Annotated in this window: 27 protein-coding genes; 13 read left to right on the top strand and 14 right to left on the bottom strand. The window is 63.8% G+C overall.

The annotated features are described in order from the left end of the window. Window positions 1-17 precede the first annotated feature (17 nt). From D9M09_RS02195 to D9M09_RS02180, 4 genes are all read right to left on the bottom strand, one after another. On the bottom strand, window positions 18-1,487 hold the full coding sequence (locus tag D9M09_RS02195) for a hypothetical protein (RefSeq protein WP_121668478.1): 1,470 nt from the start codon (window positions 1,485-1,487) through the stop codon (window positions 18-20). Then, complete coding sequence (locus D9M09_RS02190) at window positions 1,484-2,980, bottom strand: hypothetical protein (protein WP_162995545.1); 1,497 nt, start codon at window positions 2,978-2,980, stop codon at window positions 1,484-1,486. The genes D9M09_RS02195 and D9M09_RS02190 overlap by 4 nt, the downstream gene beginning before the upstream one ends. A gap of 127 nt (window positions 2,981-3,107) precedes the next feature. Then, window positions 3,108-3,590 carry a D-glycero-beta-D-manno-heptose 1-phosphate adenylyltransferase gene (gene rfaE2, locus D9M09_RS02185; protein ID WP_070222576.1) on the bottom strand — a complete coding sequence of 161 codons (483 nt, stop codon included), beginning with the start codon at window positions 3,588-3,590 and terminating at the stop codon, window positions 3,108-3,110. Window positions 3,591-3,623: 33 nt separating this feature from the next. Beyond that, on the bottom strand, window positions 3,624-3,863 hold the full coding sequence (locus D9M09_RS02180) for a DUF3717 domain-containing protein (RefSeq protein WP_070222578.1): 240 nt from the start codon (window positions 3,861-3,863) through the stop codon (window positions 3,624-3,626). Window positions 3,864-3,997: 134 nt separating this feature from the next. Here D9M09_RS02180 and D9M09_RS02175 point away from each other — a divergent pair, with 134 nt between their 5' ends. From D9M09_RS02175 to D9M09_RS02140, 8 genes are all read left to right on the top strand, one after another. Then, window positions 3,998-4,936, top strand: coding sequence for a hydrogen peroxide-inducible genes activator (locus tag D9M09_RS02175; protein ID WP_070312382.1), 939 nt, complete (start codon window positions 3,998-4,000; stop codon window positions 4,934-4,936). A 58-nt stretch (window positions 4,937-4,994) separates the two neighbouring features. After that, window positions 4,995-5,849: a 4-hydroxybenzoate octaprenyltransferase gene (ubiA, locus tag D9M09_RS02170; protein WP_121668476.1), complete on the top strand. Its 855-nt coding sequence runs from the start codon at window positions 4,995-4,997 to the stop codon at window positions 5,847-5,849. 108 nt (window positions 5,850-5,957) lie between these two features. After that, window positions 5,958-6,314 carry a glycine zipper domain-containing protein gene (locus D9M09_RS02165; protein WP_070290084.1) on the top strand — a complete coding sequence of 119 codons (357 nt, stop codon included), beginning with the start codon at window positions 5,958-5,960 and terminating at the stop codon, window positions 6,312-6,314. A 54-nt stretch (window positions 6,315-6,368) separates the two neighbouring features. Next, window positions 6,369-6,746, top strand: coding sequence for a phage holin family protein (locus D9M09_RS02160; RefSeq protein WP_083287244.1), 378 nt, complete (start codon window positions 6,369-6,371; stop codon window positions 6,744-6,746). Further along, entirely contained in the window at window positions 6,743-7,090 is a 348-nt protein-coding gene (locus tag D9M09_RS02155) for a hypothetical protein (protein ID WP_121668475.1), read from the top strand. The genes D9M09_RS02160 and D9M09_RS02155 overlap by 4 nt, the downstream gene beginning before the upstream one ends. An 89-nt stretch (window positions 7,091-7,179) precedes the next feature. Continuing rightward, window positions 7,180-7,737 carry a DUF3455 domain-containing protein gene (locus D9M09_RS02150; protein ID WP_070312386.1) on the top strand — a complete coding sequence of 186 codons (558 nt, stop codon included), beginning with the start codon at window positions 7,180-7,182 and terminating at the stop codon, window positions 7,735-7,737. Window positions 7,738-7,827: 90 nt separating this feature from the next. After that, the gene (locus D9M09_RS02145) at window positions 7,828-8,394 is read left to right on the top strand and encodes a sigma-70 family RNA polymerase sigma factor (RefSeq protein ID WP_070290077.1); all 567 of its coding nucleotides are present in this window, start codon (window positions 7,828-7,830) and stop codon (window positions 8,392-8,394) included. Next, complete coding sequence (locus tag D9M09_RS02140; protein ID WP_121668474.1) at window positions 8,391-9,107, top strand: anti-sigma factor; 717 nt, start codon at window positions 8,391-8,393, stop codon at window positions 9,105-9,107. The genes D9M09_RS02145 and D9M09_RS02140 overlap by 4 nt, the downstream gene beginning before the upstream one ends. A gap of 12 nt (window positions 9,108-9,119) precedes the next feature. On the opposite strand, the gene proC is transcribed toward D9M09_RS02140, so the two are convergent. Both proC and D9M09_RS02130 read right to left on the bottom strand, forming a co-directional pair. Further along, on the bottom strand, window positions 9,120-9,950 hold the full coding sequence (gene proC / locus D9M09_RS02135; RefSeq protein ID WP_121668473.1) for a pyrroline-5-carboxylate reductase: 831 nt from the start codon (window positions 9,948-9,950) through the stop codon (window positions 9,120-9,122). 16 nt (window positions 9,951-9,966) lie between these two features. Beyond that, window positions 9,967-10,668, bottom strand: coding sequence for a YggS family pyridoxal phosphate-dependent enzyme (locus D9M09_RS02130; protein ID WP_070290071.1), 702 nt, complete (start codon window positions 10,666-10,668; stop codon window positions 9,967-9,969). Window positions 10,669-10,738: 70 nt separating this feature from the next. On the opposite strand from D9M09_RS02130, the gene D9M09_RS02125 reads away from it, so the two are divergent. From D9M09_RS02125 to D9M09_RS02110, 4 genes are all read left to right on the top strand, one after another. Then, a complete protein-coding gene (locus tag D9M09_RS02125) occupies window positions 10,739-11,782 on the top strand; it encodes a type IV pilus twitching motility protein PilT (RefSeq protein WP_070312390.1) in 1,044 nt (347 codons plus the stop codon). A gap of 3 nt (window positions 11,783-11,785) precedes the next feature. Next, window positions 11,786-12,925, top strand: coding sequence for a PilT/PilU family type 4a pilus ATPase (locus D9M09_RS02120; protein ID WP_205602324.1), 1,140 nt, complete (start codon window positions 11,786-11,788; stop codon window positions 12,923-12,925). Window position 12,926: 1 nt separating this feature from the next. Continuing rightward, window positions 12,927-13,412 carry a glutathione peroxidase gene (locus tag D9M09_RS02115; protein ID WP_121668472.1) on the top strand — a complete coding sequence of 162 codons (486 nt, stop codon included), beginning with the start codon at window positions 12,927-12,929 and terminating at the stop codon, window positions 13,410-13,412. Window positions 13,413-13,596: 184 nt separating this feature from the next. Beyond that, the gene (locus D9M09_RS02110; RefSeq protein WP_121668471.1) at window positions 13,597-15,705 is read left to right on the top strand and encodes a putative bifunctional diguanylate cyclase/phosphodiesterase; all 2,109 of its coding nucleotides are present in this window, start codon (window positions 13,597-13,599) and stop codon (window positions 15,703-15,705) included. On the opposite strand, the gene glcF is transcribed toward D9M09_RS02110, so the two are convergent. Genes glcF through D9M09_RS02095 form a run of 3 tightly spaced genes read right to left on the bottom strand, consistent with a single transcriptional unit; the run spans window position 15,698 to window position 19,517 of the window. Beyond that, a complete protein-coding gene (gene glcF, locus D9M09_RS02105) occupies window positions 15,698-16,933 on the bottom strand; it encodes a glycolate oxidase subunit GlcF (protein ID WP_121668470.1) in 1,236 nt (411 codons plus the stop codon). The two genes, D9M09_RS02110 and glcF, sit on opposite strands and share 8 nt — an antisense overlap. Before the next feature lie 6 nt (window positions 16,934-16,939). Beyond that, a complete protein-coding gene (glcE, locus tag D9M09_RS02100) occupies window positions 16,940-18,010 on the bottom strand; it encodes a glycolate oxidase subunit GlcE (protein WP_121668469.1) in 1,071 nt (356 codons plus the stop codon). 16 nt (window positions 18,011-18,026) lie between these two features. Then, on the bottom strand, window positions 18,027-19,517 hold the full coding sequence (locus tag D9M09_RS02095) for an FAD-linked oxidase C-terminal domain-containing protein (protein ID WP_121668468.1): 1,491 nt from the start codon (window positions 19,515-19,517) through the stop codon (window positions 18,027-18,029). Window positions 19,518-19,667: 150 nt separating this feature from the next. Here D9M09_RS02095 and D9M09_RS02090 point away from each other — a divergent pair, with 150 nt between their 5' ends. Next, window positions 19,668-20,222, top strand: coding sequence for a cob(I)yrinic acid a,c-diamide adenosyltransferase (locus D9M09_RS02090; protein WP_070222612.1), 555 nt, complete (start codon window positions 19,668-19,670; stop codon window positions 20,220-20,222). A gap of 62 nt (window positions 20,223-20,284) precedes the next feature. On the opposite strand, the gene D9M09_RS02085 is transcribed toward D9M09_RS02090, so the two are convergent. The 5 genes from D9M09_RS02085 to D9M09_RS02065 form a co-directional block, all read right to left on the bottom strand. Beyond that, complete coding sequence (locus D9M09_RS02085; RefSeq protein ID WP_121668467.1) at window positions 20,285-20,473, bottom strand: hypothetical protein; 189 nt, start codon at window positions 20,471-20,473, stop codon at window positions 20,285-20,287. 94 nt (window positions 20,474-20,567) lie between these two features. Next, window positions 20,568-20,768, bottom strand: a complete 201-nt coding sequence (locus tag D9M09_RS02080) for a hypothetical protein (RefSeq protein WP_070222616.1) — start codon at window positions 20,766-20,768, stop codon at window positions 20,568-20,570. Window positions 20,769-20,852: 84 nt separating this feature from the next. After that, on the bottom strand, window positions 20,853-21,044 hold the full coding sequence (locus D9M09_RS02075) for a hypothetical protein (protein WP_121668466.1): 192 nt from the start codon (window positions 21,042-21,044) through the stop codon (window positions 20,853-20,855). A 31-nt stretch (window positions 21,045-21,075) separates the two neighbouring features. After that, entirely contained in the window at window positions 21,076-21,441 is a 366-nt protein-coding gene (locus D9M09_RS02070) for a glutaredoxin family protein (protein WP_240453530.1), read from the bottom strand. A 90-nt stretch (window positions 21,442-21,531) separates the two neighbouring features. Beyond that, window positions 21,532-21,717 (bottom strand): hypothetical protein, encoded by a 186-nt coding sequence (locus D9M09_RS02065; protein ID WP_070222622.1) that lies wholly within the window; start codon window positions 21,715-21,717, stop codon window positions 21,532-21,534. Window positions 21,718-21,952 lie beyond the last annotated feature (235 nt).

The raw sequence follows: 21,952 nt of genomic DNA, 5'->3' as shown, positions 1-21,952 counted from the left end.
TTAAAAGGAAATCGTTATCAGGCCAGGCTCAGGGTATGGCCTTCGGCCACGCGCACGACGGCCGGCTTGCCCAGGCCACGCTTGAGTTCGCCAATGTCGCGGCCGTCATCGTCGCGGATCTGCACGCTTTTGAAGGGTTTGAGCAGCACTTGCCGCTGCACGCCGTCGGCCAGCACCTTGTAGCGCGTGGCGCGCGTGCCCAGCAAACCCAGCGCCAGCAAACCCAGCACGAGCGCCAGCACGCCGCCGAGTATCACCAGCACGGGCAGCAGCGGGTACTGGATGCGCACCAGCAGCGGGATCGTCGCCTGCGACGCGCGCACGCTGTCGGGCGGTGTGAACATGCCGGAGATCGGATCGCCGGGAAACAGTTCCTGCAAATCCTTGCCAAAACTGGACGCCAGCGCCAGCCGCTGTTCCGACAGGCCCACCTGCGCCTGCATGGGCAGCAACACCTGCTTGCCCATGGCGGCGATCGCCTGCGCCGACCACGGCGACGGAATCTGCGCCATCGGCAACGCGAACTGCACCTGCACGGACTGGCTGGCACCCGGCTGCAGCTGGCGGATTTGATCTGGCGCAACGTGCAGCGGCGCGTTCTGGCCCGCCAGGCTGGCGTGCACCCTGGCGCTGTCGATCACGTACGGGAAAAACATGTTTTGCAAGGACGCCTGCAGCACCACTTGCGGCACCAGGTTCGCCGCATCGACGTCGAGCACGATGGTGCGCCCGTCGCGGCCCAGGCTGGCATGCACGTTGGCGCTGTTCTTGACGGACTGGGGCACGATGCGCACGGCATCCTGGTCCACCGGTTTCAGCCGCGCGGGCGGACGCGTCAGCACTTGCGACAGCCGGCCCTCGGCCAGGATGCGGGTCAACGCCTCGGACGCGGGCTGGCCATACGCGAGCGCATACACCATCAAGCCCTTGGCGCTGTACAGCTTGCCCTGCACGGGCATGCGCAGCGGAAACACCACCGTCTTGGTGATCGACGGTTCCAGGTGCAGCAAGCGGTAAAAATCGCGGTTGCGCTCGGCCGTCTGGCTGTCGTTGTTCGGGCTGTTCTTGTTATTGGTAAAGATCCACACGATGCCGGACGCGGACTGAAACGGGCCCGTGATGGTCTTGGTCACGGCTTCCTGAAAATCCGTGTCGGCCAGCGCGCCGCCGGCGCTCTTGCGCGCCAGGCCCAGATTGGCCAGCTGGCCCGCCACGCCAGCGCCGCCCTGCCCTTGCCCGATCAGCGCTGGCGACACATTGCTGCCGCTGCTCTGGCTGAAGGCCAGGGTGTAGACCTTGTCGGACGGGTTTGTAGCGGCCTGCGCCACGGCGCCCACCAGGGCTTTCAGCTGCGAATGCTCATCCGTGTAAAACGGCTCCATCCAGCCCGAGTTTTGCACCAGAAACGCTTGCTGGATGCCGGCCGCCTGCGCGGCGGCGGCGCTGAAAAACGCGGCGCAAGCCACGGTCAGTAAGCGCGCCTTCATGCCTGCAAGGCCCAGCCATCGATGCGCGACAGCAGCGGGTGGTAGGCCCACAGCATGCCTTCATGCACAAACAGGCGCACGCGCCACGGCTCGCTGACGGCAAAGGTATGGAACACGGTCTCGCGCAACTCGTCGTCCTGCACCAGCTGGGCCGCCAGGCGCTCGCTCGAGCGCAGCACGCTCGACAGGCCGGCGCTGGTGGCGAACTTGACGCCAAAGACGCTGCTGCCCCCGCCCGATTCCAGCAAGGGCATGACGGCCTGGTTCTTGCCGCCATCGTCGCCGTGTTCCGGTTCTTCCCACGGCGCCGTTTTCAGCTTGGCGGCGAAGCGGTAATTGAAGCTGCCCGAACACAGGCGCGGCGCCAGCGCGTCGGCCCGCTCGGATTGCGCGCCCAGTTTCACGTAGACATAGGTGCCGCGGCTGCGCTCGAAGCACAGCTGCCACAGGCCGCCATCGCGCGACACGTACGGGCTGCCGAATTCGAAATGCGGCACCAGCCCTTCGGGCCAGGGCGTAAACGAAGCGGCCACGTTGCCGTCCGGCTGCAATTGCAGGCGCAGCTGGCCGTTGGCGCAGGGCCACACGGCCATGCGGTTGTAGGCGACGGGGGCGCTGACGGTGCCCAGGTCAACCACGCCGTCTAGCAGCACGTCGCTGCCCGGCTTTTGTTGCGCATCAAGGTTGACGAAGCGGATGCGGCCATCGTCGTCGCGCAGCGGTGCCCACAGGCGGCTCTGGAACCAGACAGGCGCGGCGATGCACGGCGCGCCGCCCACGTGCTCGACCACGTAGCTCAGCGAAGGCACGTCGGGACGGATGCAGGCCAGGCCATGGCCGGTCGGCAAGACCAGCACGCTATTGAATTCCGGCACCAGCTCGGCGCGCCAGGCGCCGTGGGCCAGGTCCGATTCGGCCAGCAAGCTGCCATAGTCGGGGTCCAGCGCCAGCCAGCGTTTCGAGGCGGGCAGCCAGGCGTGCAAGACGGCCTTGCGCGGGTCGAGCGCCAGCAGCGCGGGCGCGCTCGTGCCGAACGGGGCGGAAAAGAATTCGTATTCGCCGGGCGGCGGCATGGGCAGCGAGGCATCGGCTTGCGCATGCTCTTCGCGCGCACGCTGGTCAGCCAGCTTCAGCGGTACGCTGGCCTGGCGCAAGCCGGCCGGACCGGCCGGCGGCACGTCGCTGACGGGATGCGCGCCGAAAGGAGGAACCCAAGGCGCCCCCCCGGACGGCGTGGCGGCCGCCTCGGGCGGCACTTGCAAGGCCGCGCCCGAGGCGGGGTCGAACGCAAATTCGGGCGGAAACTGCCGCACGGGCGCGCCGGCCGCCGCCGGCAGGCGCCGCGCCAACATCAGCTTGCCGATATCGGCCTGGCTCACCAAGGGCGAGACATTCTGGCCGTCCGCGCTGCGCTGCATGCTCCACGCGCCCGCGTCATCGACGTACCAGGCGCCGGAGGGCAGTGGCCAATCCCCAGAAGTTTTATGATCCATGTATTTTCTATGACAAGCAATGCATATCAGACGGTGTAACGTGCTGGGGCTGTCGAAACGAAGTCGCAGCCCTGGCAGTTCTCATAGTAACGTCTTTTTATCTGTATGGAAACATTGACGACGGTCCTCAGCCCTGCTGCGTCCGCACTTTCGTCAACAGCTTGGTGGTCGAGCGGTCGTGCGCGAAATCGATGGCCACGGCCTGGCCGCCATACGCCAGCACGGCGCGTCCTTCGGGGATGGCCGCCATGTCGTAGTCGCCGCCCTTGGCATAGATTTCCGGTTCGATCTCCTGCACCACTTCCAGGGCGCTGTCTTCCGAGAACGGCACGACCAGGCTCACCGCTTCCAGCGCGGCCAGCACGGCCATGCGGTCTTCGCAGCTGTTCAGGGGACGGTCGTCGCCCTTGCCCAGGCGTTTCACTGATGCATCAGTATTCACGGCAACGATCAGCGAAGCGCCCAGCGCGCGCGCCTGCGCCAAATACGTCACGTGGCCGCGGTGCAAAATGTCGAACACGCCGTTCGTCACGACCACCGGTTTCGGCAGGGCCGCGGCGCGGGCACGCAGTTCGTCACGACCGCACAGTTTGTTTTCAAATTCAGGCATGGATATCTCTTGTTGGGTTAAATACGGTCACACTCAGGCGTGGCTATCGCCTTGGATGCCAGCGGCATGGCGGCGCCAGGCATCGATCAAGGCGAGAACGGCAGGATCCAGGCCCTCTTCGGCGATGCGATCTTGCCGGTAATAAATCATCAGCGCATACACGCCGGCCAGGCGGCTGACGGGCAGCGACAGCGCATATTCATTGCCGCGCGCCGGTTGCCGGGCACGCCAGTAATTGATCGCCGCTTCCAGCGCCTGCATCCGCAGTTCCATCGCCCCCTCCTTCCGCCGCCCGCTCCCGCATTATAGGGGGCGATCCGCTACAATACGCCATCGGCGCCACAGTTTCACGTTTGCGCCACCTTTCATTCATTGCAAGTAAGTACTTCCTGTGTTTCAATCAACCTATGACACTGACTGAACTGAAATATATCGTTGCAGTCGCGCGAGCGAAGCACTTCGGCCACGCCGCCGAAGCCTGTTTCGTTGCCCAGCCCACCCTGTCAGTGGCCATCAAGAAACTCGAAGACGAATTGGGCGTGGTCCTGTTCGAACGGGGCGGCGCGGAAATCTCCGTCACACCCCTGGGCGCGCAGATCATCGCGCAAGCCGAGCGCGTGCTGGAACAGACGGCCGCCATCAAGGAACTCGCCAAGCAGAACAAGGACCCGCTGGCCGGCCCCCTGCGCCTGGGCGTGATCTATACGATCGGCCCCTACCTGCTGCCGCCGCTGGTCAAGGCCATGATAGACCAGGTACCGCAGATGCCTTTGATTTTGCAGGAAAACTTCACGGTTCGCCTGCTCGAATTGCTGCGCCAGGGCGAACTGGACGTGGCCATCATGGCGCTGCCCCTGCCCGATCACGGCATGGCCATGCAGGAACTGTATGACGAACCGTTCGTCGTGGCCATGCCGCGCCAGCATCCGTGGACGGCGCGTGAAAAAATCGCCGCACAGGATTTGAAATCGGAAACCATGCTGTTGCTGGGCAATGGCCACTGTTTCCGCGACCAGGTGCTGGAAGTGTGCCCCGAAATGGCGCGCTTTTCCTCGCCCGGCAACGGCATGCAGCGCACGTTCGAAGGTTCCTCTCTGGAAACCATCCGCCACATGGTGGCCAGCGGTATCGGCCTGACGGTCTTGCCGCGCGCCTCGGTCGCCAATATGCACGCCACCGACGGCATGCTCGAATACCGGCCCTTCGCCACCCCCGTGCCATCGCGCCGGGTAGTGATGCTGTGGCGCAAGAGTTTTACGCGCAAGGCGGCCATCGACGCCCTGTGCGCGGCCATCGCCGGCTGCAACTTGCCTGGCATCACCCCCTTGTGCGAAGACGACGAATAGTACATTTGCATACTATTTGCGATAATCGACCTTTCTCTTCAACAAGATCGAGTCTTCCATGAACAAGCTGGCGCTGTATTTCCGCCTGATACGGCTGGACAAGCCTATCGGTACCGTATTGCTGCTGTGGCCTACCCTGTGCGCGCTGTGGCTGGCGCAGCAAGGCGTGCCGGACTGGCGGCTGCTGCTCATCTTCACTCTCGGCACTTTCCTGATGCGCTCGGCAGGCTGCGCCATCAACGACTACGCCGACCAGGATATCGACAAATTCGTCAAGCGCACGGCGGACCGTCCCATCACCAGCGGACGCATCAGCGGCAAGGAAGCGCTGGCCGTGGCCAGCGTGCTGACCGTGCTGGCCTTTTGCCTGATCCTGCCCCTGAATGCGCTGACCAAGCAACTGTCCGTGGCGGCCGTCATCATCGCCGGCACCTATCCCTACTTCAAGCGCTTCTTTGCGATTCCGCAAGCGTATCTGGGCATCGCCTTCGGCTTCGGCATTCCCATGGGCTTTGCCGCCATCACGGATTCCGTGCCCGTCGTCGCCTGGCTGCTGCTGCTGGGGAATGTCTTCTGGGCCGTGGCCTACGATACGGAATATGCGATGGTCGACCGCGACGACGACTTGAAAATCGGCATCAAGACCTCGGCCATCACCTTCGGCCGCTACGACGTGGCCATCGTCATGTTCTGCTATGCCGTTTTCCTGCTGCTGTGGCTGGCATGCGGCTGGTATCTGGGCTTGCGTTACTGGTTCGTCGCCGGCTTGCTGGTGGCGGCCGGCTGCGCCGTTTATCACTACACCCTGATCCGCGCACGCGAGCGTATGCCGTGTTTTGCGGCATTCCGGCATAATAACTGGCTAGGAGCAGCGGTCTTTGCGGGCGTGGTACTGGACATTGCTTTCCGTTAAGCAACGATCTTTGCGCCGCGGCAGCCCTTGAGGCGGCGCAAGACAGGCCTGGCCGCAGCTGCCTACACTGGTATTTCACTGTGCAGTTTCACTTCCATGAGGTAATACATGAACTCGATACATACCGGCAAATCCAGCAGCGACAGCATCCTCGCCGACGCCGACAAGGCCCGCGACAAACTGGTCGGCGACCTGAAAAACGTCATCAATGAAGCGGAAGGCTGGCTCGATGGCGCCAAGGATCAGACTGGCGAGAATGTCAAAGCCGTCAAGGACAAGTTCATCGCCACCCTGGAAACGGCCAAGAAAGACTTGATCAAGCTGGAAGAAGACTTGCTCGAACGTACCAAGAAGGCGGCCAAGGCCACCGACGAATACGTGCAGGACAATCCATGGAAAGCCGTGGGTGCGGGCGCCGTCGTGGGCGTGCTGTTCGGCCTGCTGCTTTCCTCGTCACGCCGTTAGACAGTATTGACGGCATTCGCCGTCTCCTGACGCGAAAGGCAGCATATGGCTATCATGCACCATGTCGCCCAAGTCGCAGCGACCCTCGCCGCCATCGTCCAGACCCGTCTGGCCCTGGCGGCCGTGGAAATGGAAGAAGAGTCGCTGCGCTTCCTGTCCTATCTGGCGCTGGCCATGCTGGCGCTGCTGTGCCTGTTCGTCGGCCTCGTCTTGATCGTATTCCTCGTCATCGTGCTGTTCTGGGATACGCACCGCATCGCCGCCATCGCCATCACGGCCGCCGTCTTCATCGTCGCCGCCGTCGCCACCCTGCTGGGCGTGCGCGCCAGTTTCCGCAGCAAGCCGAAACTGCTGTCCTTCACACTTTCCGAACTGAACAAAGACCTGGACGAGCTGCAACTACTGGCCCGCCGGGGATCGGAGCGGCCATGACCACGCATCCCACCAAACTGTCGCACGTGCACACGGCCGCCAGCCTAGCGCAGCGACGTGACGCGCTGCTGGCCGAATGCGCGCTGCAGCGCCTGGCCCTGGGCGTGCAGACACGCCAATTGCTGGAACCTTTAACGGGCGGCAATCTGCGCCACACCCTGGCCACGCGTTTTAAAATTCCCCTGATGGTGGGCGGCGCCGTGCTGGGTTTGCTGCTGGTGCGCCCGCGCCGCTTCCTGCCGCTGCTGCGGGCCAGCGGCGCGCTGCTCAAGCACGCCACCACCGCCATGCCCGTCGTGCTGGCGCTGGCGCAGCGTTTCAGCAAAAAAGAAACGCCGCCATAAAATATTTTTGCCTGGCTGCATCCAAATGGCCGGCCCCTGCGTAGTAATGGTATCAACCAGCCGGTTGAGCCAACTACCAGGAGCTTGCCATGCATGCCACCACCGCCCCACGCCATACCGCCCCCTCGCTCACCGTCCTGTGCGCCGCCCTGCTCGTGGCTGCCTGCGCACCGATGAGCGCACGCTACTCGCAGGAACAATTGCCGAACGCCGTCAAGGTGCCCGATGGCCATCAGGTCGCCATGCAGACGGTGGGCGTGGGCAAGATCGCCTACGAATGCAAGGCCAAGAAAGACATGACGGGCCATGAATGGGTCTTCGTGGGACCGGACGCGGCCCTGAACGACCGCAGCGGCATGCAAGTGGGCACGTATGTGGGACCACCCGCCACCTGGGCCAACCTGGACGGCTCGAAAGTGACGGCGACGCAAGTGGCCGTGGCACCGGCCGGCGCGGGCAATATCCCGTATCAGCTGGTGAAAGCCAATCCGGCCACGGGCAGCGGCGCCATGCAGGGCGTCAGCTACATCCAGCGCGTGGCCACCAGCGGCGGCGTGGCGCCAAGCAGCCCCTGCGGCATGGAGTCCGTCGGTGCCAAACAATGGGTGCCCTACCAGGCCGACTACATCTTCTGGAAATCGGCATAAATCCTTTCAAGCGACGGTTGGCAAGCGGGTTTCTGACCTATACTCGGCCTTGAAAACTTGCTAACCGTTCAGTCAACGATTGCGCCGACCTTGCCAGCCCACGCCGCCCCTTACGATTACGATGCCGCCCTGCGCGCCTGCGCCAGGGGCGAGCAGCAGGCATTGCATGGCCTGTACCAGCAGGAAAGCCGCTATCTGCTGGGCGTGGCCCTGCGCATCGTGCGCCAGCGGGCCTTGGCCGAAGATGTGCTGCACGATGCCTTCCTGAACATCTGGCGCCGCGCCGGCAGCTTCGACGCCACGCGCGGCAGCGGCAAGGGCTGGATCTATGTAGTGGTGCGGCACCAGGCGCTGAACGTGGCGCGCGCCCGCGCCCATGAAGTATCGGCCGACGAGGATACCGTGGAAACCCTGCTGCATGAACGCGAAGGCAACGATGCCGACGCCACCTCGGACGCCTACGCGCTGCAGGCGAACATGGGCAAGCTGCACGATTGCCTGGGCCACCTGGACGAACCCAAGCGCAACAGCATCCTGTACGCCTACGTCGATGGCTGTTCCCATAGCGAAATCGCGCAGCGCCTGCAAGCGCCGCTGGGGACCGTCAAGGCCTGGGTCAAGCGGGGCCTGGCTGCCTTGCGGGAGTGCATGGGATGATCAACAGCGACGAGGAATTGCAAAGGCTGGCCGGCGAATACGTGCTGGGCACTTTGGCGCTGGCCGAGCGCGTCGAGCTGGAACAGCGTTTGCCGCTTGACACCGCCTTGCGCGACGCCGTGGCCGACTGGGAACGGCGTCTGCTACCCTTGACGACTTTGGCGCCGCCCGAAACGCCCTCGGCGCAACTGTGGCCGCGCATCAGCGCCAGCCTGTTCATGCCGAACACCGTGCGGCAGGCGGGCGGCTGGCAAGCGTGGTGGAACAGCCTGGCCTTCTGGAGAGTGCTGGCCGGCGGCGGCTTGCTGGCCACGGCCGTGCTGGCCGTGCTGGTCACTACGCAATTGCAAGCGCCCAGCGGGCCCGGCTACCTGGTGGTGCTGGTGGCGCCGCAGGATAAATCGCCGGGCTGGATCGTGCAGGCGGGCGGACGCGGCGGCAAGAACCGCGACCTGAGCCTGATCCCGCTGGGGCCGACTAGCGTGCCGCAGCAGAAAGCCCTGCAATTCTGGACCAAGGGCAAGGACTGGGGCGCGCCCGTCTCGCTGGGCCTCGTCAAGCCGGGGCAAAGCGTCAAATTGACCCTGGATAAGCTGCCGCCGCTGCAGCCCGAGCAATTGTTTGAAATCACCTTGGAGCCGGCGACGGGTTCGCCCACGGGCAGGCCGACGGGGCCGGTGCTCTACATCGGCCGCGCCGTCAAGGTCATGTAATTACCTGTCCACTTATTTGCCCAGCTCGTCTCCCATCTCGCGCCCGCGCTGCGCGGCTGCCTTGATGCCCTTGACGATGGCCGCCTTCACGCCGCTCTCTTCCATGCTGGTCAAGGCCGCATAGGTCGTGCCGCCTTTCGACGTGACCCGCTCGCGCAACAGCGACACGGGTTCGCTGGAATTCGCCGCCAGCTGCGCCGCGCCCGTAAACGTGGCAATGGCCAGCTGCGTGCCCTGCTCGGGCGTCAAGCCCAGTTCGGCCGCTGCCTGCTGCATCGCTTCGATAAAGTAAAACACATAGGCGGGGCCACTGCCGGACACGGCCGTCACGGGATCGATCTTCGCTTCGTCGTCGAGCCAGACGGTCTGGCCGACGGCGCGCAGGATGGCGTCCGCCGTCTTTTTCTGTTCGTCGCTCACGCCGCTGCTGGCCACCATGCCCGTGATGCCCATGCCGATCAGGGCCGGCGTGTTCGGCATGCAGCGCACGATGGCAGGGTAATCGCCGAGCCAGCGCGACAGGTCGGCGGCGCGGATGCCGGCCGCGATCGACAGGATCAATGGCGCCCGCTCGCCGTCGAGGAAGGGCAGCAGCTGCGCCGCCACGTCGCGCATGCTTTGCGGCTTGACGGCCAGCACGATCACGTCCACGCCGCGCAACGCGTCACCGGCGGACGTCGCCGTCGTGACGCCGAATTGCGCCTGCAGTTTTTCCAGCGCCGGCGCGTGCGGGTCGATCACGTGGATGTTGCCGCCCAGGGTCAGCTTGCCCGCCAGGCCGGCGATCAGGGCCGCGGCCATGTTGCCGCCGCCTACAAATGCGATATTCAATTCTGTCGTCATGCTTGTTCTCTCTTCATCAGGAATAGTTGCGGGAACCGAAGATGGCGCTGCCCACGCGCACGATGGTGGCGCCCTCGAGCACGGCGGCGCGCAAGTCGGCCGACATGCCCATCGACAGGGTGTCGAGCGCCAGCCCGTCCGCCTGCAATTGTTCGTACAGCGCGCGCAGTTGCGCAAAGGCACGGCGCTGAAGCGTGACATCCGTTTCCGGCTCGGGGATCGCCATCAGGCCGCGCAAACGCAAGCGGGGCAGCAGCGCCACGGCATGCGCCAGCGCCGGCAAGTCAGCCGGCGTTACGCCGCTCTTGCTGGCTTCGCCGCTGATATTAACTTGCAGACAGATATTCAGGTCAGGCAAGCCGGCAGGGCGCTGCTCGGACAGGCGCGCGGCGATCTTTTCCCGTTCCACCGTATGCACCCAGTCGAAGTGCTCGGCGATGGGGCGCGTCTTGTTGCTCTGGATGGGGCCGATGAAATGCCATGCCGGGACGTGCTGCGGCGAGGCCTCCTTCACAAAGGCGATCTTGTCGAGCGCTTCCTGCAGATAGTTTTCGCCAAACGCCATCTGGCCCGCGCGCATGGCGTCCAGCACGGCGTCCGCGCCGAAGGTTTTTGACACGGCCAGCAGGGTCACGTCGGCAGGCGCGCGCTGCGCCTCCACGGCCGCCTGCGCAATACTGTCGCGCACGGCTTGCAAGTTCTGTTCGATTGTGGACATAATCATTTTCTAGTGTATAGGGGCGGCGGCACAGTGCGCCAGCCCATCAATGCAGGCACAGGGATTATAAATGGACATCTCCGAACTTCTCGCTTTCTCCGTCAGCAACAAGGCTTCCGACCTGCACCTGTCTTCCGGCCTGCCGCCGATGATACGGGTCAATGGCGACGTGCGCCGCCTCAACGTGGCGCCGCTCGAGCACAAGGAAGTGCACAGCATGATCTACGACATCATGAACGACAGCCAGCGCAAGGCGTATGAAGAGGCGCTCGAGTGCGATTTCTCGTTCGAAATTCCCGGCCTGGCCCGCTTCCGCGTCAACGCCTACAACCAGGAACGCGGCGCCTCGGCCGTGCTGCGCACGATTCCGTCGAAAGTGCTGACCCTGGAAGACCTGAACGCGCCGCGCATCTTCGGCGAACTGGCCATGCGCCCGCGGGGCCTCGTGCTGGTGACGGGCCCGACGGGTTCGGGCAAGTCGACCACCCTGGCAGCGATGGTGAACCACGTCAACGAGCGCCTGAATCACCATATTCTGACCATCGAAGACCCGATCGAATTCGTGCATGAGCCGAAGAAATGCCTGATCAACCAGCGCGAGGTAGGCTCGCACACGCATTCGTTCAGCAATGCGCTGCGCTCGGCCCTGCGCGAAGACCCGGACGTCATTCTGGTGGGCGAATTGCGCGACCTGGAAACCATCCGCCTGGCGCTGACGGCGGCCGAAACGGGCCACCTGGTGTTCGGCACCCTGCATACCTCGTCGGCGGCAAAATCGATCGACCGCATCATCGACGTCTTCCCCGCCGAGGAAAAGGAAATGGTGCGCGCCATGCTGTCCGAGTCCTTGCAAGCCGTCATTTCGCAGAACTTGCTCAAAACCAAGGACGGCGCTGGGCGCGTGGCCGCGCATGAAATCATGCTGGCCACGCCGGCCGTGCGCAACCTGATCCGCGAAGCGAAAGTGGCGCAAATGTATTCCGCCATCCAGACGGGCAGCAACGTGGGCATGCAGACGCTGGACCAGTGCCTGTCCGACCTCGTGCGGCGCGGCACGATCTCGGCGGAAACTGCCCGCTCGGCCGCCAAATCGCCCGAAAACTTCCCCGGATAAGCCATGCAGACGACGCACGAACACTATGGCGCCATGCACGCGCTGCTGGCGCAGATGCGCGCACGGGGCGGCTCCGACCTGTTCATCACGGCCGGGTTTCCGCCCGCCATCAAGCTCGACGGCAAGCTGACGCCGCTGGCGGGCGCCGCGCTGGCCGCGCAGCAGGCGGCCGGCTACGTGCGCGCCGTCATGAACGAACGCCAGGCGGCCGAGTTCGAATCGAGCCGCGAAGCCAATTTCGCCATCAGCCCGGACGGCCTCGGGCGTTTCCGCGTGTCCGCCTTCGTGCAGATGGGCCAGGCAGGCATGGTCTTGCGACTGATCAATACCGCCATCCCCACGCTCGATGGGCTCGGTTTACCCGCCATCCTGCAAGACATCGTGATGAGCAAGCGGGGCCTCGTCATCATGGTGGGCGCCACGGGCTGCGGCAAGTCGACCACCCTGGCCGCCATGGTGGGCCACCGCAACGCGCACAGCCATGGCCACATCATCACCATCGAAGACCCCGTGGAATTCATCCATCCGCACGGCAACTGCATCGTCACCCAGCGCGAGGTGGGCGTCGACACGGACGACTGGGCCACGGCCCTGAAAAACACCTTGCGCCAGGCGCCCGACGTGATCCAGATCGGCGAAATACGCGACCGCGACACGATGGACCACGCCATCGCATTTGCCGAGACGGGCCATCTGTGCCTGGCCACCCTGCACGCGAACAACGCCAACCAGGCGCTGGACCGCATCATCAATTTCTTCCCCGAAGAGCGTCGCCAGCAACTGCTGATGGATCTGTCGCTGAATTTGAAGGGCATGATTTCGCAGCGTTTGATCCCCAACAAGGAAGGCGGCGGGCGCAAGGCGGCGCTGGAAATCCTGCTCAATTCGCCGCTGATGAGCGACCTGATCTTCAAGGGTCAGGTGCACGAGATCAAGGAATTGATGAAAAAATCGCGCGAGCATGGCATGCAGACGTTCGACCAGGCCCTGTTCGACCTGCACGAAGCGGGCGCCATCAGCCATGAAGACGCGCTGCGCAATGCGGACTCCGTCAACGACCTGCGCCTGGCGATCAAACTCAAGGGCGCCACGGCGCCGGAACCCGCTCCGCAAACGGGCGCCACCAAACTGGGACTCCTCTGACATGACCAGCATCCACGATTTCCAGGCCGAGGCGCTGGACGGCACGCCGATCGACCTGGCCCGCTACAAGGGCAAGGTACTGCTGATCGTCAACACGGCCAGCGCCTGCGGCTTCACGCCGCAATACCAGGGGCTCGAAGCGCTGTACCGCGCATTCCACGAGCAGGGCCTGGTCGTGCTGGGCTTTCCCTGCAACCAATTCCGCCAGCAGGAACCGGGCTCGAATGGGGAAATCAAAGCCTTTTGCGAAAAGAACTTCGGCGTCACCTTTCCCCTGTTTGCCAAGATCGATGTGAATGGCCCGCATACGCACCCTGTCTTTGCGCAATTAAAACAGGCGGCGCCCGGCATATTGGGCACGCAGTCGATCAAATGGAATTTCACCAAGTTTTTGGTGCGCAAGGATGGCAGCGTATTTCGCCGCTACGCGACGGCCAGCAAACCGGCCAGCCTGGCGGACGACATTCGGCAATTGCTACAGGAATAGCCATTCGACGGTTTGATTAAAAACAATAATTGCTCAAATCAATGAATCCGTGTTTATTTCATGCTTGATATCAATATTGTGTTTCCAATAGCAAATTTCAGTGATAATGTTTGCATAATTATTCGCAGATATCGATCAAAAAACGATGCCAGTCTTTGGGAAAATATTATCTTCATGGATGCGGATGGGAATTTATTCCCGCCTCTTTCTTCCTATTTTCTTCCTGATACTCGCCGTTTCCACCGTCCGCTATCACGCCCTGCTCGGCACGGAAACGGCGCTGGCCAATGCGCGCTACCAGAACGATGCGCGGCAACTCGACCTGTTCCTCGCCAATAGCGTGCTGCCGCTGGCCGTGCACGCGGACAGTCACGCGATGCACGACAGCGTGCGCCAGGTACTGCGCAGCGCCCTGCCGCTGAACCGCAGCCTCGTTTCCGCCCGCTGGGACACGGCTGGCGGGCATGTCGAGGTGCTGGCCGACAGCAAGCTTGGCGACACACTGGCCACGGTGCCGGCGTGGTTCGCGCGCCTGGCGGGTATCAATGCCATCCGCAGCCGCCTGACGGTGGCGCTGCCGGACGGCGGCGACGGCACCCTGAACCTGCACTACACGCCCGGCCTGCCCCTGGCGCAAGTGTGGCACCGGGTACGCGACCAAGCCGTCCTCAGCAGCATCAATATCGTGCTCGTCTTCCTGCTGCTGGGCTTGATCCTGGCCACGCACCGCAAGCTGCTGGCGCGCTTCGTGCAGGCGACCGACCGCTTCCGCGAAGGCAACTTCGCCGTGCGCCTGGCAGCCGGCGCCACGCCCGAGGCGCAAGCCGTGTCGCAGTCGTTCAACGGCATGGCCGGCGATATCGAAGAACTGTTGACCTCACTCAAGACCAGCCAGCGCCAGCTGGGCGAACAGCTGAATGAAACCGTGCACATGCAACAGGCGCTGCAAAAGCTGTCCTGGCAAAACTATAATGATGTGCTGACGGGCCTGCCCAACCGTGCCGCGCTGGCCGCCCGCTTCGAACAGGAACTGTTCCTGGCGCGCGAACGCCAGCGTCTGCTGGCCGTCTGCCTGTTCGACCTCGATCACTTTCAGGCCATCAACGACCGCTACGGCGCCGAGGCGGGCGATGAAATCCTCAAGCAGGTAGCGGGCCGCCTGCACGGCTTTACGGGCCAGGTCCACTATGCGGCGCGCCTGGGCGGCGATGAATTCGTCATGCTGCTGTGCGGCCAGGCCAGCATCGCCAGCATCGAACAGAACGTCACGCAACTGATGACTGAGCTGAGCCGTCCCTACCAGTGCGACCAGCAGGCGCTGCACATGACGGCCAGCGCCGGCATCGCCGTCTACGCGGGCAAGGACCTGAATACGGAAAGCCTGCTGCGCCACGCCGACCACGCCGTCTACCAGGCGAAATTGACGGGGCGCAACCAGTACCACTTCTTCGACACCAACCTCGACGAGGAAGTACGCACCCACCACAACCAGCGCACGGAAGTGCGCCACGCCCTGATCAACGGCGAACTGCGGCTGTACTACCAGCCCAAGGTGAATATGCGCGCCGGCACGGTGGTGGGCATGGAAGCGCTGCTGCGCTGGCAGCATCCACGCCGCGGCGTGCTGGCGCCGGCGCAATTCCTGCCGCTGGTGGAACAGACGGATTTGATCATCGATATCGGCGAATGGGTGCTGCGCCAGGCCCTGTGGCAGATGCAGCGCTGGAGCGCGACCGGCAAGCACTGGGTGGTCAGCGTGAACATCGCGGCGCGCCACTTCCAGCAACCGGACTTCGTCTCGCGCCTGGAAACCATCCTCGGCGAATTTCCCGGCGTGCGCGCCAGCATGCTGGAACTGGAAATCCTCGAATCGTCGGCCCTGCACGACATCGAGGACGTGCGCCGCATCATCCGCGCCTGCCAGGCGCTGGGCATCACGTTCGCGCTCGACGATTTCGGCACCGGCTATTCGTCGATGTCCTACCTGAAACGCCTGCCGGCCAACATCGTCAAGATCGACCAGAGCTTCGTGCGCAATATGCTCAACGACCGCGACGACCTGCACCTGGTGCGCGCCGTCATCGGCCTGGCCCGTTCCTTCAGCTTGACGGTGATCGCCGAAGGCGTGGAAAGCGTCGAGCATGGCGCGCGCCTGATCCAGCTCGGCTGCGACCTGGCGCAAGGCTACGGCATCGCCCGTCCCATGCCGGCCGACGCCGTGCTGGAGTGGGCGAACACGTTCATCCCCGCCCCGCAATGGCGCATCGCGCAGTACAGCGAAATACCTATTTAGGCGTCAAGGCCGAGTCGATCAGCTCGATCCAGTGCCGCACGGGCGTCTGCGTGCCGGACTGCAAATGGCTCAGGCAGCCGATATTGGCCGACACGATCATCTCCGGCTCGCACGCTTCCAGGTTCGCCACCTTGTTGTCGCGCAGCTGCTGCGACAGGGCCGGCTGCAGGATCGAATACGTGCCGGCCGAACCGCAGCACAAATGGCTGTCCGCGCACAGGTGCACGTCAACGCCGACGGTGCGCAGCACCTGTTCCACCTTGCCGCGGATCTGCTGGCCGTGCTGCAGGGTACACGGCGGGTGGTACGCCACCTTTTTCACTATGCGCCCCTTCAGCAGCACCGCCAGTTCGTTCTCAAAGGCCGGCATGATCTCGGACAGATCGCGCGTCAGTTCAGCGATGCGCCGCGCCTTCTGCGCATACTGCGCATCGTGCGCCAGCAGATGGCCGTATTCCTTCACCGTGGCGCCGCAGCCGGACGCCGTCATGACGATGGCTTCGGCGCTGTCCATGCCGTTGACATAGGGCCACCAGGCGTCGATATTGCGGCGCATGTCGTCCAGCGCCGCGTCCTGGTCATTCAGGTGATGGCGCAGCGCGCCGCAGCAGCCCGCCTTCGGCGCGACGATCAATTGCACGCCCAGCGCGTCGAGCACGCGCGCCGTGGCCGCATTGATGTTCGGCGACATGGCCGGCTGCACGCAGCCGTCGAGCAGCAACATGGTGCGCGCGTGCCGGCGCACCGGCCATGCACCGGCTGCGGCGCCTGGCCGCAATTTGTCCTGCAAGCTTTTCGAGAGCAGCGGGCGCAGCGCCTGACCCGCCTTGTACACGGGCGTAAACAGCCAGCGGCGCGGCAAGGCTTCCTTCAGGGCGAAGCGCAGCGCGCGTTCGCGCAAGGGGCGCTGTACGCGCTGCTCGACGACGTTACGGCCGATGTCGACCAGGCGCCCGTACTGCACGCCCGAGGGACAGGTCGACTCGCAGTTGCGGCAGGTCAGGCAGCGGTCCAGGTGCGTCTGCGTCTTGGCCGTGACGGGCGCGCCTTCCAAGACCTGCTTGATCAGGTAGATGCGCCCGCGCGGGCCATCGAGTTCGTCGCCCAGCAGCTGGTAGGTGGGACAGGTGGCCGTGCAAAAGCCGCAGTGCACGCAGGCGCGCAGGATGGCTTCGGCTTCGTCGCCTGCCGGCGTGTTCTTGATGAAATCGGCGAGATTGGTTTGCATGCGCGCTCAATACATTCTGTGCGGGTTGAAGATGCCGGCCGGGTCGAAAGCCTGCCGCAGGCGCTGGTGGATTTTTTCAACGGCCGGCGCCAGCGGATGGAATACGCCCACGGCCTTGTCGCCGCCGCGGAACAGGGTGGCGTGGCCGCCAGCGGCGGCCACCGCCTGGCGGATGTCTAGCGCCCCGGCCGCATCGGCGTCGGCGTCGAGCTTGAGCCAGCGCTGCGCCCCGCCCCACTCGATCAACTGGCGCCCCTTGACGATCACGGCGCTGGCGTGCGGCGGCAGCGACAGCCGCCACAAGCTGCCCGCGCCCGCAAAGAAGGCGTGCGTCTGCTCGCGCACGGACAGCCAGAAGGCGGCCGCGTCATCGGGCGCCAGCACCTCGCCGCCCAGCGCGTGCAACGCCGCCGAGACGGCCGCCTCGGCGCCGGACAGGCGTACGCTCAAGACGCCATCGTGCCAGCAGCTGGCTGAAATGGGCAGCGGTTGACCGGCCCATTCATTGAGCAGGCGCAAGGCGGCAATTTCCGCACACGCCACGCGCAAGGTCGCTTCGCGCAGCGGCAGGGGCAGCACCTTCAGCGACACTTCCAGGATCAGGCCCAGCGTGCCCATGGACCCCGCCAGCAGGCGCGAGACATCGTAGCCGGCCACGTTTTTCATGACCTGCCCGCCAAAGGCCAGGCGTTCGCCATGGCCATCCATCAGCACGGCGCCCAGGACGAAGTCACGCAAGGCGCCCGCGCTGGCCCGGCGCGGCCCGGACAAGGCGCTGGCGACGACGCCGCCCAGCGTGGCGCCAGCGCCGAAATGCGGCGGCTCGAAAGCCAGCATCTGGTTGCGCGCGGCCAGCGCCGCCTCGATCTCGGCGAGCGGCGTGCCGCAGCGGGCCGTGATCACCAGCTCCGTCGGTTCATAATCGATGATGCCCGCATACGCGCGCGTGTCGAGCACCTCGCCATCGAGCTGCTGGCCATACCAGTCTTTCGTGCCGCCGCCGCGCAGGCGCAAGAGCTTGCCCGCCGCGCTGGACGCCAGAATCTGCTGCCTGAATTGTTCCGCTATCGCTTGCAATGGGGTCTCCGGAAAATTAAAAACGGGGCAGGTTGGCGAACGGCAGGCGTCCCGCCGTCACATGCATCTTGCCGAATTCGGCGCAGCGGTTCAAGGTGGGAATCGCCTTGTCCGGGTTCAGCAAGGCATGGGGATCGAAGGCGCGCTTGACGGCAAAGAAGGCATCGAGTTCGGCGCGCGTAAATTGCACGCACATGGAATTGATCTTTTCCATGCCCACGCCATGTTCGCCCGTGATGGTGCCGCCCACGGCCACGCACAGGGCCAGGATGTCCGCGCCAAACGCCTCGGCGCGCTCGAATTCGCCGGGCTTGTTGGCGTCGAACAGGATCAGCGGGTGCAGATTGCCGTCGCCCGCGTGGAACACGTTGGCGCAGCGCAAGCCATGCGTCGTTTCCATGGCGGCGATGCCCGTCAGCACTTCCGCCAGGCGCTTGCGCGGGATGGTGCCGTCCATGCAGTAGTAGTCGGGCGAGATGCGTCCCGCGGCGGGGAACGCGTTCTTGCGGCCGGACCAGAATTTCATGCGCTCCGCTTCCGACTGCGAGACGGCAATGGCGCTGGCGCCCGCCCCTTCCAGCACGGCCGTCATGCGGGCGATTTCCTCTTCCACTTCCTCGTGCGTGCCGTCCGCTTCGCACAGCAAAATGGCCGCCGCGTCGGTGTCGTAGCCGGCCTTGACGAACGGTTCGACCATGCGCGACGAGGTCTGGTCCATCATTTCCAGGCCGGCCGGGATGATGCCGGCGGCGATCACGTTGGCCACGGCATTGCCGCCCGTGACGACGTCGCCGAACGAGGCCATGATGACCCGCGCCGTCGCCGGCTTCGGTATCAGTTTCACCGTCACTTCCGTGACGATGCCCAGCATGCCTTCGGAACCGATGAAGACGGCCAGCAGGTCCAGGCCGGGCGAATCGAGGCATTCGCCGCCCAGTTCCAGCACGTCGCCGTCGATGGTGACGACGCGCACGCGCAGCACATTGTGCACGGTCAGGCCGTATTTGAGGCAATGCACGCCGCCCGAGTTTTCCGCCACGTTGCCGCCGATGCTGCAGGCGATCTGCGAGGACGGGTCGGGCGCGTAGTACAGCGCGTGGGGCGCCGCCGCTTCGGAAATGGCCAGGTTGCGCACGCCCGGCTGCACCACGGCCGTACGCGCATAAGCGTCGAGGCGCACGATACGGTTCAAACGCGCCGTCGACAGCACCACGCCGTCGGCGATGGGCAAGGCGCCGCCCGACAAGCCCGTGCCGGCGCCGCGCGGCACGATCGGCACGCCAAGTTCGCGGCAGACGCCGAGGATGGCGATGACCTGTTCTTCCGTGTCGGGCAGGGTCACCACCATCGGCAGCTGGCGGTAGGCGGCCAGGCCGTCGCATTCATACGGGCGCGTGTCTTCAGCGTCGGACAGCACGCAGCGGGCCGGCAGCACGGCCAGCAGGGCCGCGACGACGGCTTGCTGGCGCGCGGCGGTCAATCCGGGTTCAGGGGCGGCATTGAGCATAAGATGGATGGCAAGAGGCATGGACGTGCAACGATTGTAAGCACAAAAGTGGCGCGCACCGCATTTTTTGTCCGATTTGCCTGCAAATCCGGCGCCGGGCGGCGCACAGTGTCGTATGCTGCCCCCATTCTTCTTTACAGGATCAGCATCATGGGCAACCGACTTTCGAAAATCGCCACGCGCACGGGCGACAATGGCAGCACCGGCCTGGGCGACGGCAGCCGCACCAGCAAGGACAGCGCGCGCATCCACGCCATGGGCGACGTGGATGAACTCAATTCCAACATCGGCTTGCTGCTGTGCGAAGCCATGCCCGACGCCTTGCGCGACGAACTGGTGGCCATCCAGCACGATTTGTTCGACCTGGGCGGAGAAATCTGCATCCCCGGCTACCAGCTGATCAAGGAAGAGCACGTGCTGCGCCTCGACGACCTGCTGGCGAAATACAATGCGGACTTGCCGGCCCTCTCCGAATTCATCCTCCCGGCCGGCTCACGCGCCGCCTCGCTCGCGCACGTGTGCCGCACCGTCTGCCGCCGCGCCGAGCGCAGCATCGTCGCCCTGGCCAATGCGGAGCCCCTGCACGAACATCCGCGCCAGTACGTGAACCGATTGTCGGACCTGCTGTTCGTGCTGTCGCGCGTGCTCAACCGCTTTGCCGGCGGCAGCGACGTGCTGTGGCGGCATGACCGCACGCGGGGCTAAATAAAAAACGGCGATGCAGTTTGACAGGCATCGCCGTGTTGCATCAAGCTGACAGGCGCTTGCTAGCCGCAGGCCTGCAGACACGCCTTATTGACACGCACGCATGAAGGCACACTGAACTCCATGACACAGGCGTCGAGCGCCATATAACACTCGGCCTGGCATTCCGAAATGTCGGCGGTACTGCTGGCCATCGCATACGAGGCGCTGACGCCCATGGCAAACAAAAAGAAACCCAGTTTTTTGAACATAAGTACTCCTTTGTGGAAATGAGGGACGGCAGGATGGATGAAGTGACGCAGCCGGCCTGCCCAGCGTACTGACTGGTTAGCCGGCAATCATGATCTATGGCAAGATCGGATCGCAGCTTTTCATGCACATCCGGTGAATCTTGGTGCACGCGCCTGGCGCCGTCGGATGGTCGGTCATGCACTGCACCAGATCGTCGTCACACTGCGCATAGCATTCCGGCTCGCCGCCGCCGGCGATCGCATACGAGGCGCTGACGCCCATGGCAAACAAAAAGAAACCCAGTTTTTTGAACATAAGCACTCCTGTTGAATTGTGAGACGATGAGCAACATCCATGGCGCGCCGTCCCTTACGCGTCATCCATAAGTGCTTCCGCGCGTCAGTTATGCGGCGGGCGCAGGCATTCCTTCTGGCAAGCCTGATAATTTTCCATGCAGGCCGGCTGGCCGAATTCCACGCAATCGAGCAAGTTGCGCTCGCAGACAAAGGGGCAGTCAGGGCCGCCAGCCTGGACACTGAAAGACAGGGCGGCGCCGGCGGCAAACAGGAAAGCGGCAATCTTTTTGAACATGGTCAGCCTTTCAAGTTAACAAGTGGGAACGTCAGATTTTCTTCAGCGCCGCTTCCAGCGCGCCCGCATTAAAACCCTGAATCTTGCGGTTGCCGATCAGCACAACAGGCACGCCGCCGCCGCCAAGTTCCGCATGGGCTTTTTTCGCTTCCGGGGATTTCTCGATATCGAGATCGACGAATTCGATCTTGTTTTCCTTGAAGTACGCGCGCGTCTTGGCGCAGTAGCCGCACCAGTCCGTGCCGTACAAGACCACTTTCGCCTGGGCATTCGGGAAATACGCCGCGTAATTGCCCTCGGTGTAATTCGACTTGAACAAGCCCGGCAACAAGGACAGGCCATAACCGCTGCCCAGACCGGCAGCGAGGATCAGGCCATACATGACGATGGTTTTCATTTTTTTCTGCATCATAGGTATCAGAGACGTAGATGATCGAGGGCGGCCGGCGCAGCATGCGCTTGCCCGCCGCCTGGCAATGCACGGAGATCAGGAGCCGATGTCGCAGACCCTCAGGCAGGCTTTGTAACTGCCGATGCAAAATGGGGATCTGTCGCCATTTTGCATCGTGCATTCCCGCAGCTCCTCCTCGCAGGTAGAGCAGCCGATATCGGAAGCCATGGCATAGGAAGCGCTCAATCCCAGGGTGAAAATAAATGCTGCAATCTTTTTCATTTACTACTCTCCATGTGAGCGATTGCCTCAGGCAATCGCGGCAGACCAGTCGTAAGAAATGTCATCTTTGCTTGCTACGAAAACGAATATAGACCGCACTTATTTTAGAGTCAACGTTTCATTTCGATAAATTTCCAGTTTGGAAAATATACGGGCAAAGCGCATGGAATGTGGAATTTGGAGAGATTGGGAGGCGTCAAACGTCTATACAATATCGGCGCCGCAAGCAGGAGAG

The organism is Janthinobacterium agaricidamnosum (assembly GCF_003667705.1).
Taxonomy (GTDB): Bacteria; Pseudomonadota; Gammaproteobacteria; order Burkholderiales; family Burkholderiaceae_D; genus Janthinobacterium.
Note: the sequence above shows the minus strand (reverse complement) of the source record. Positions and strands in the feature narration are given on the sequence as shown.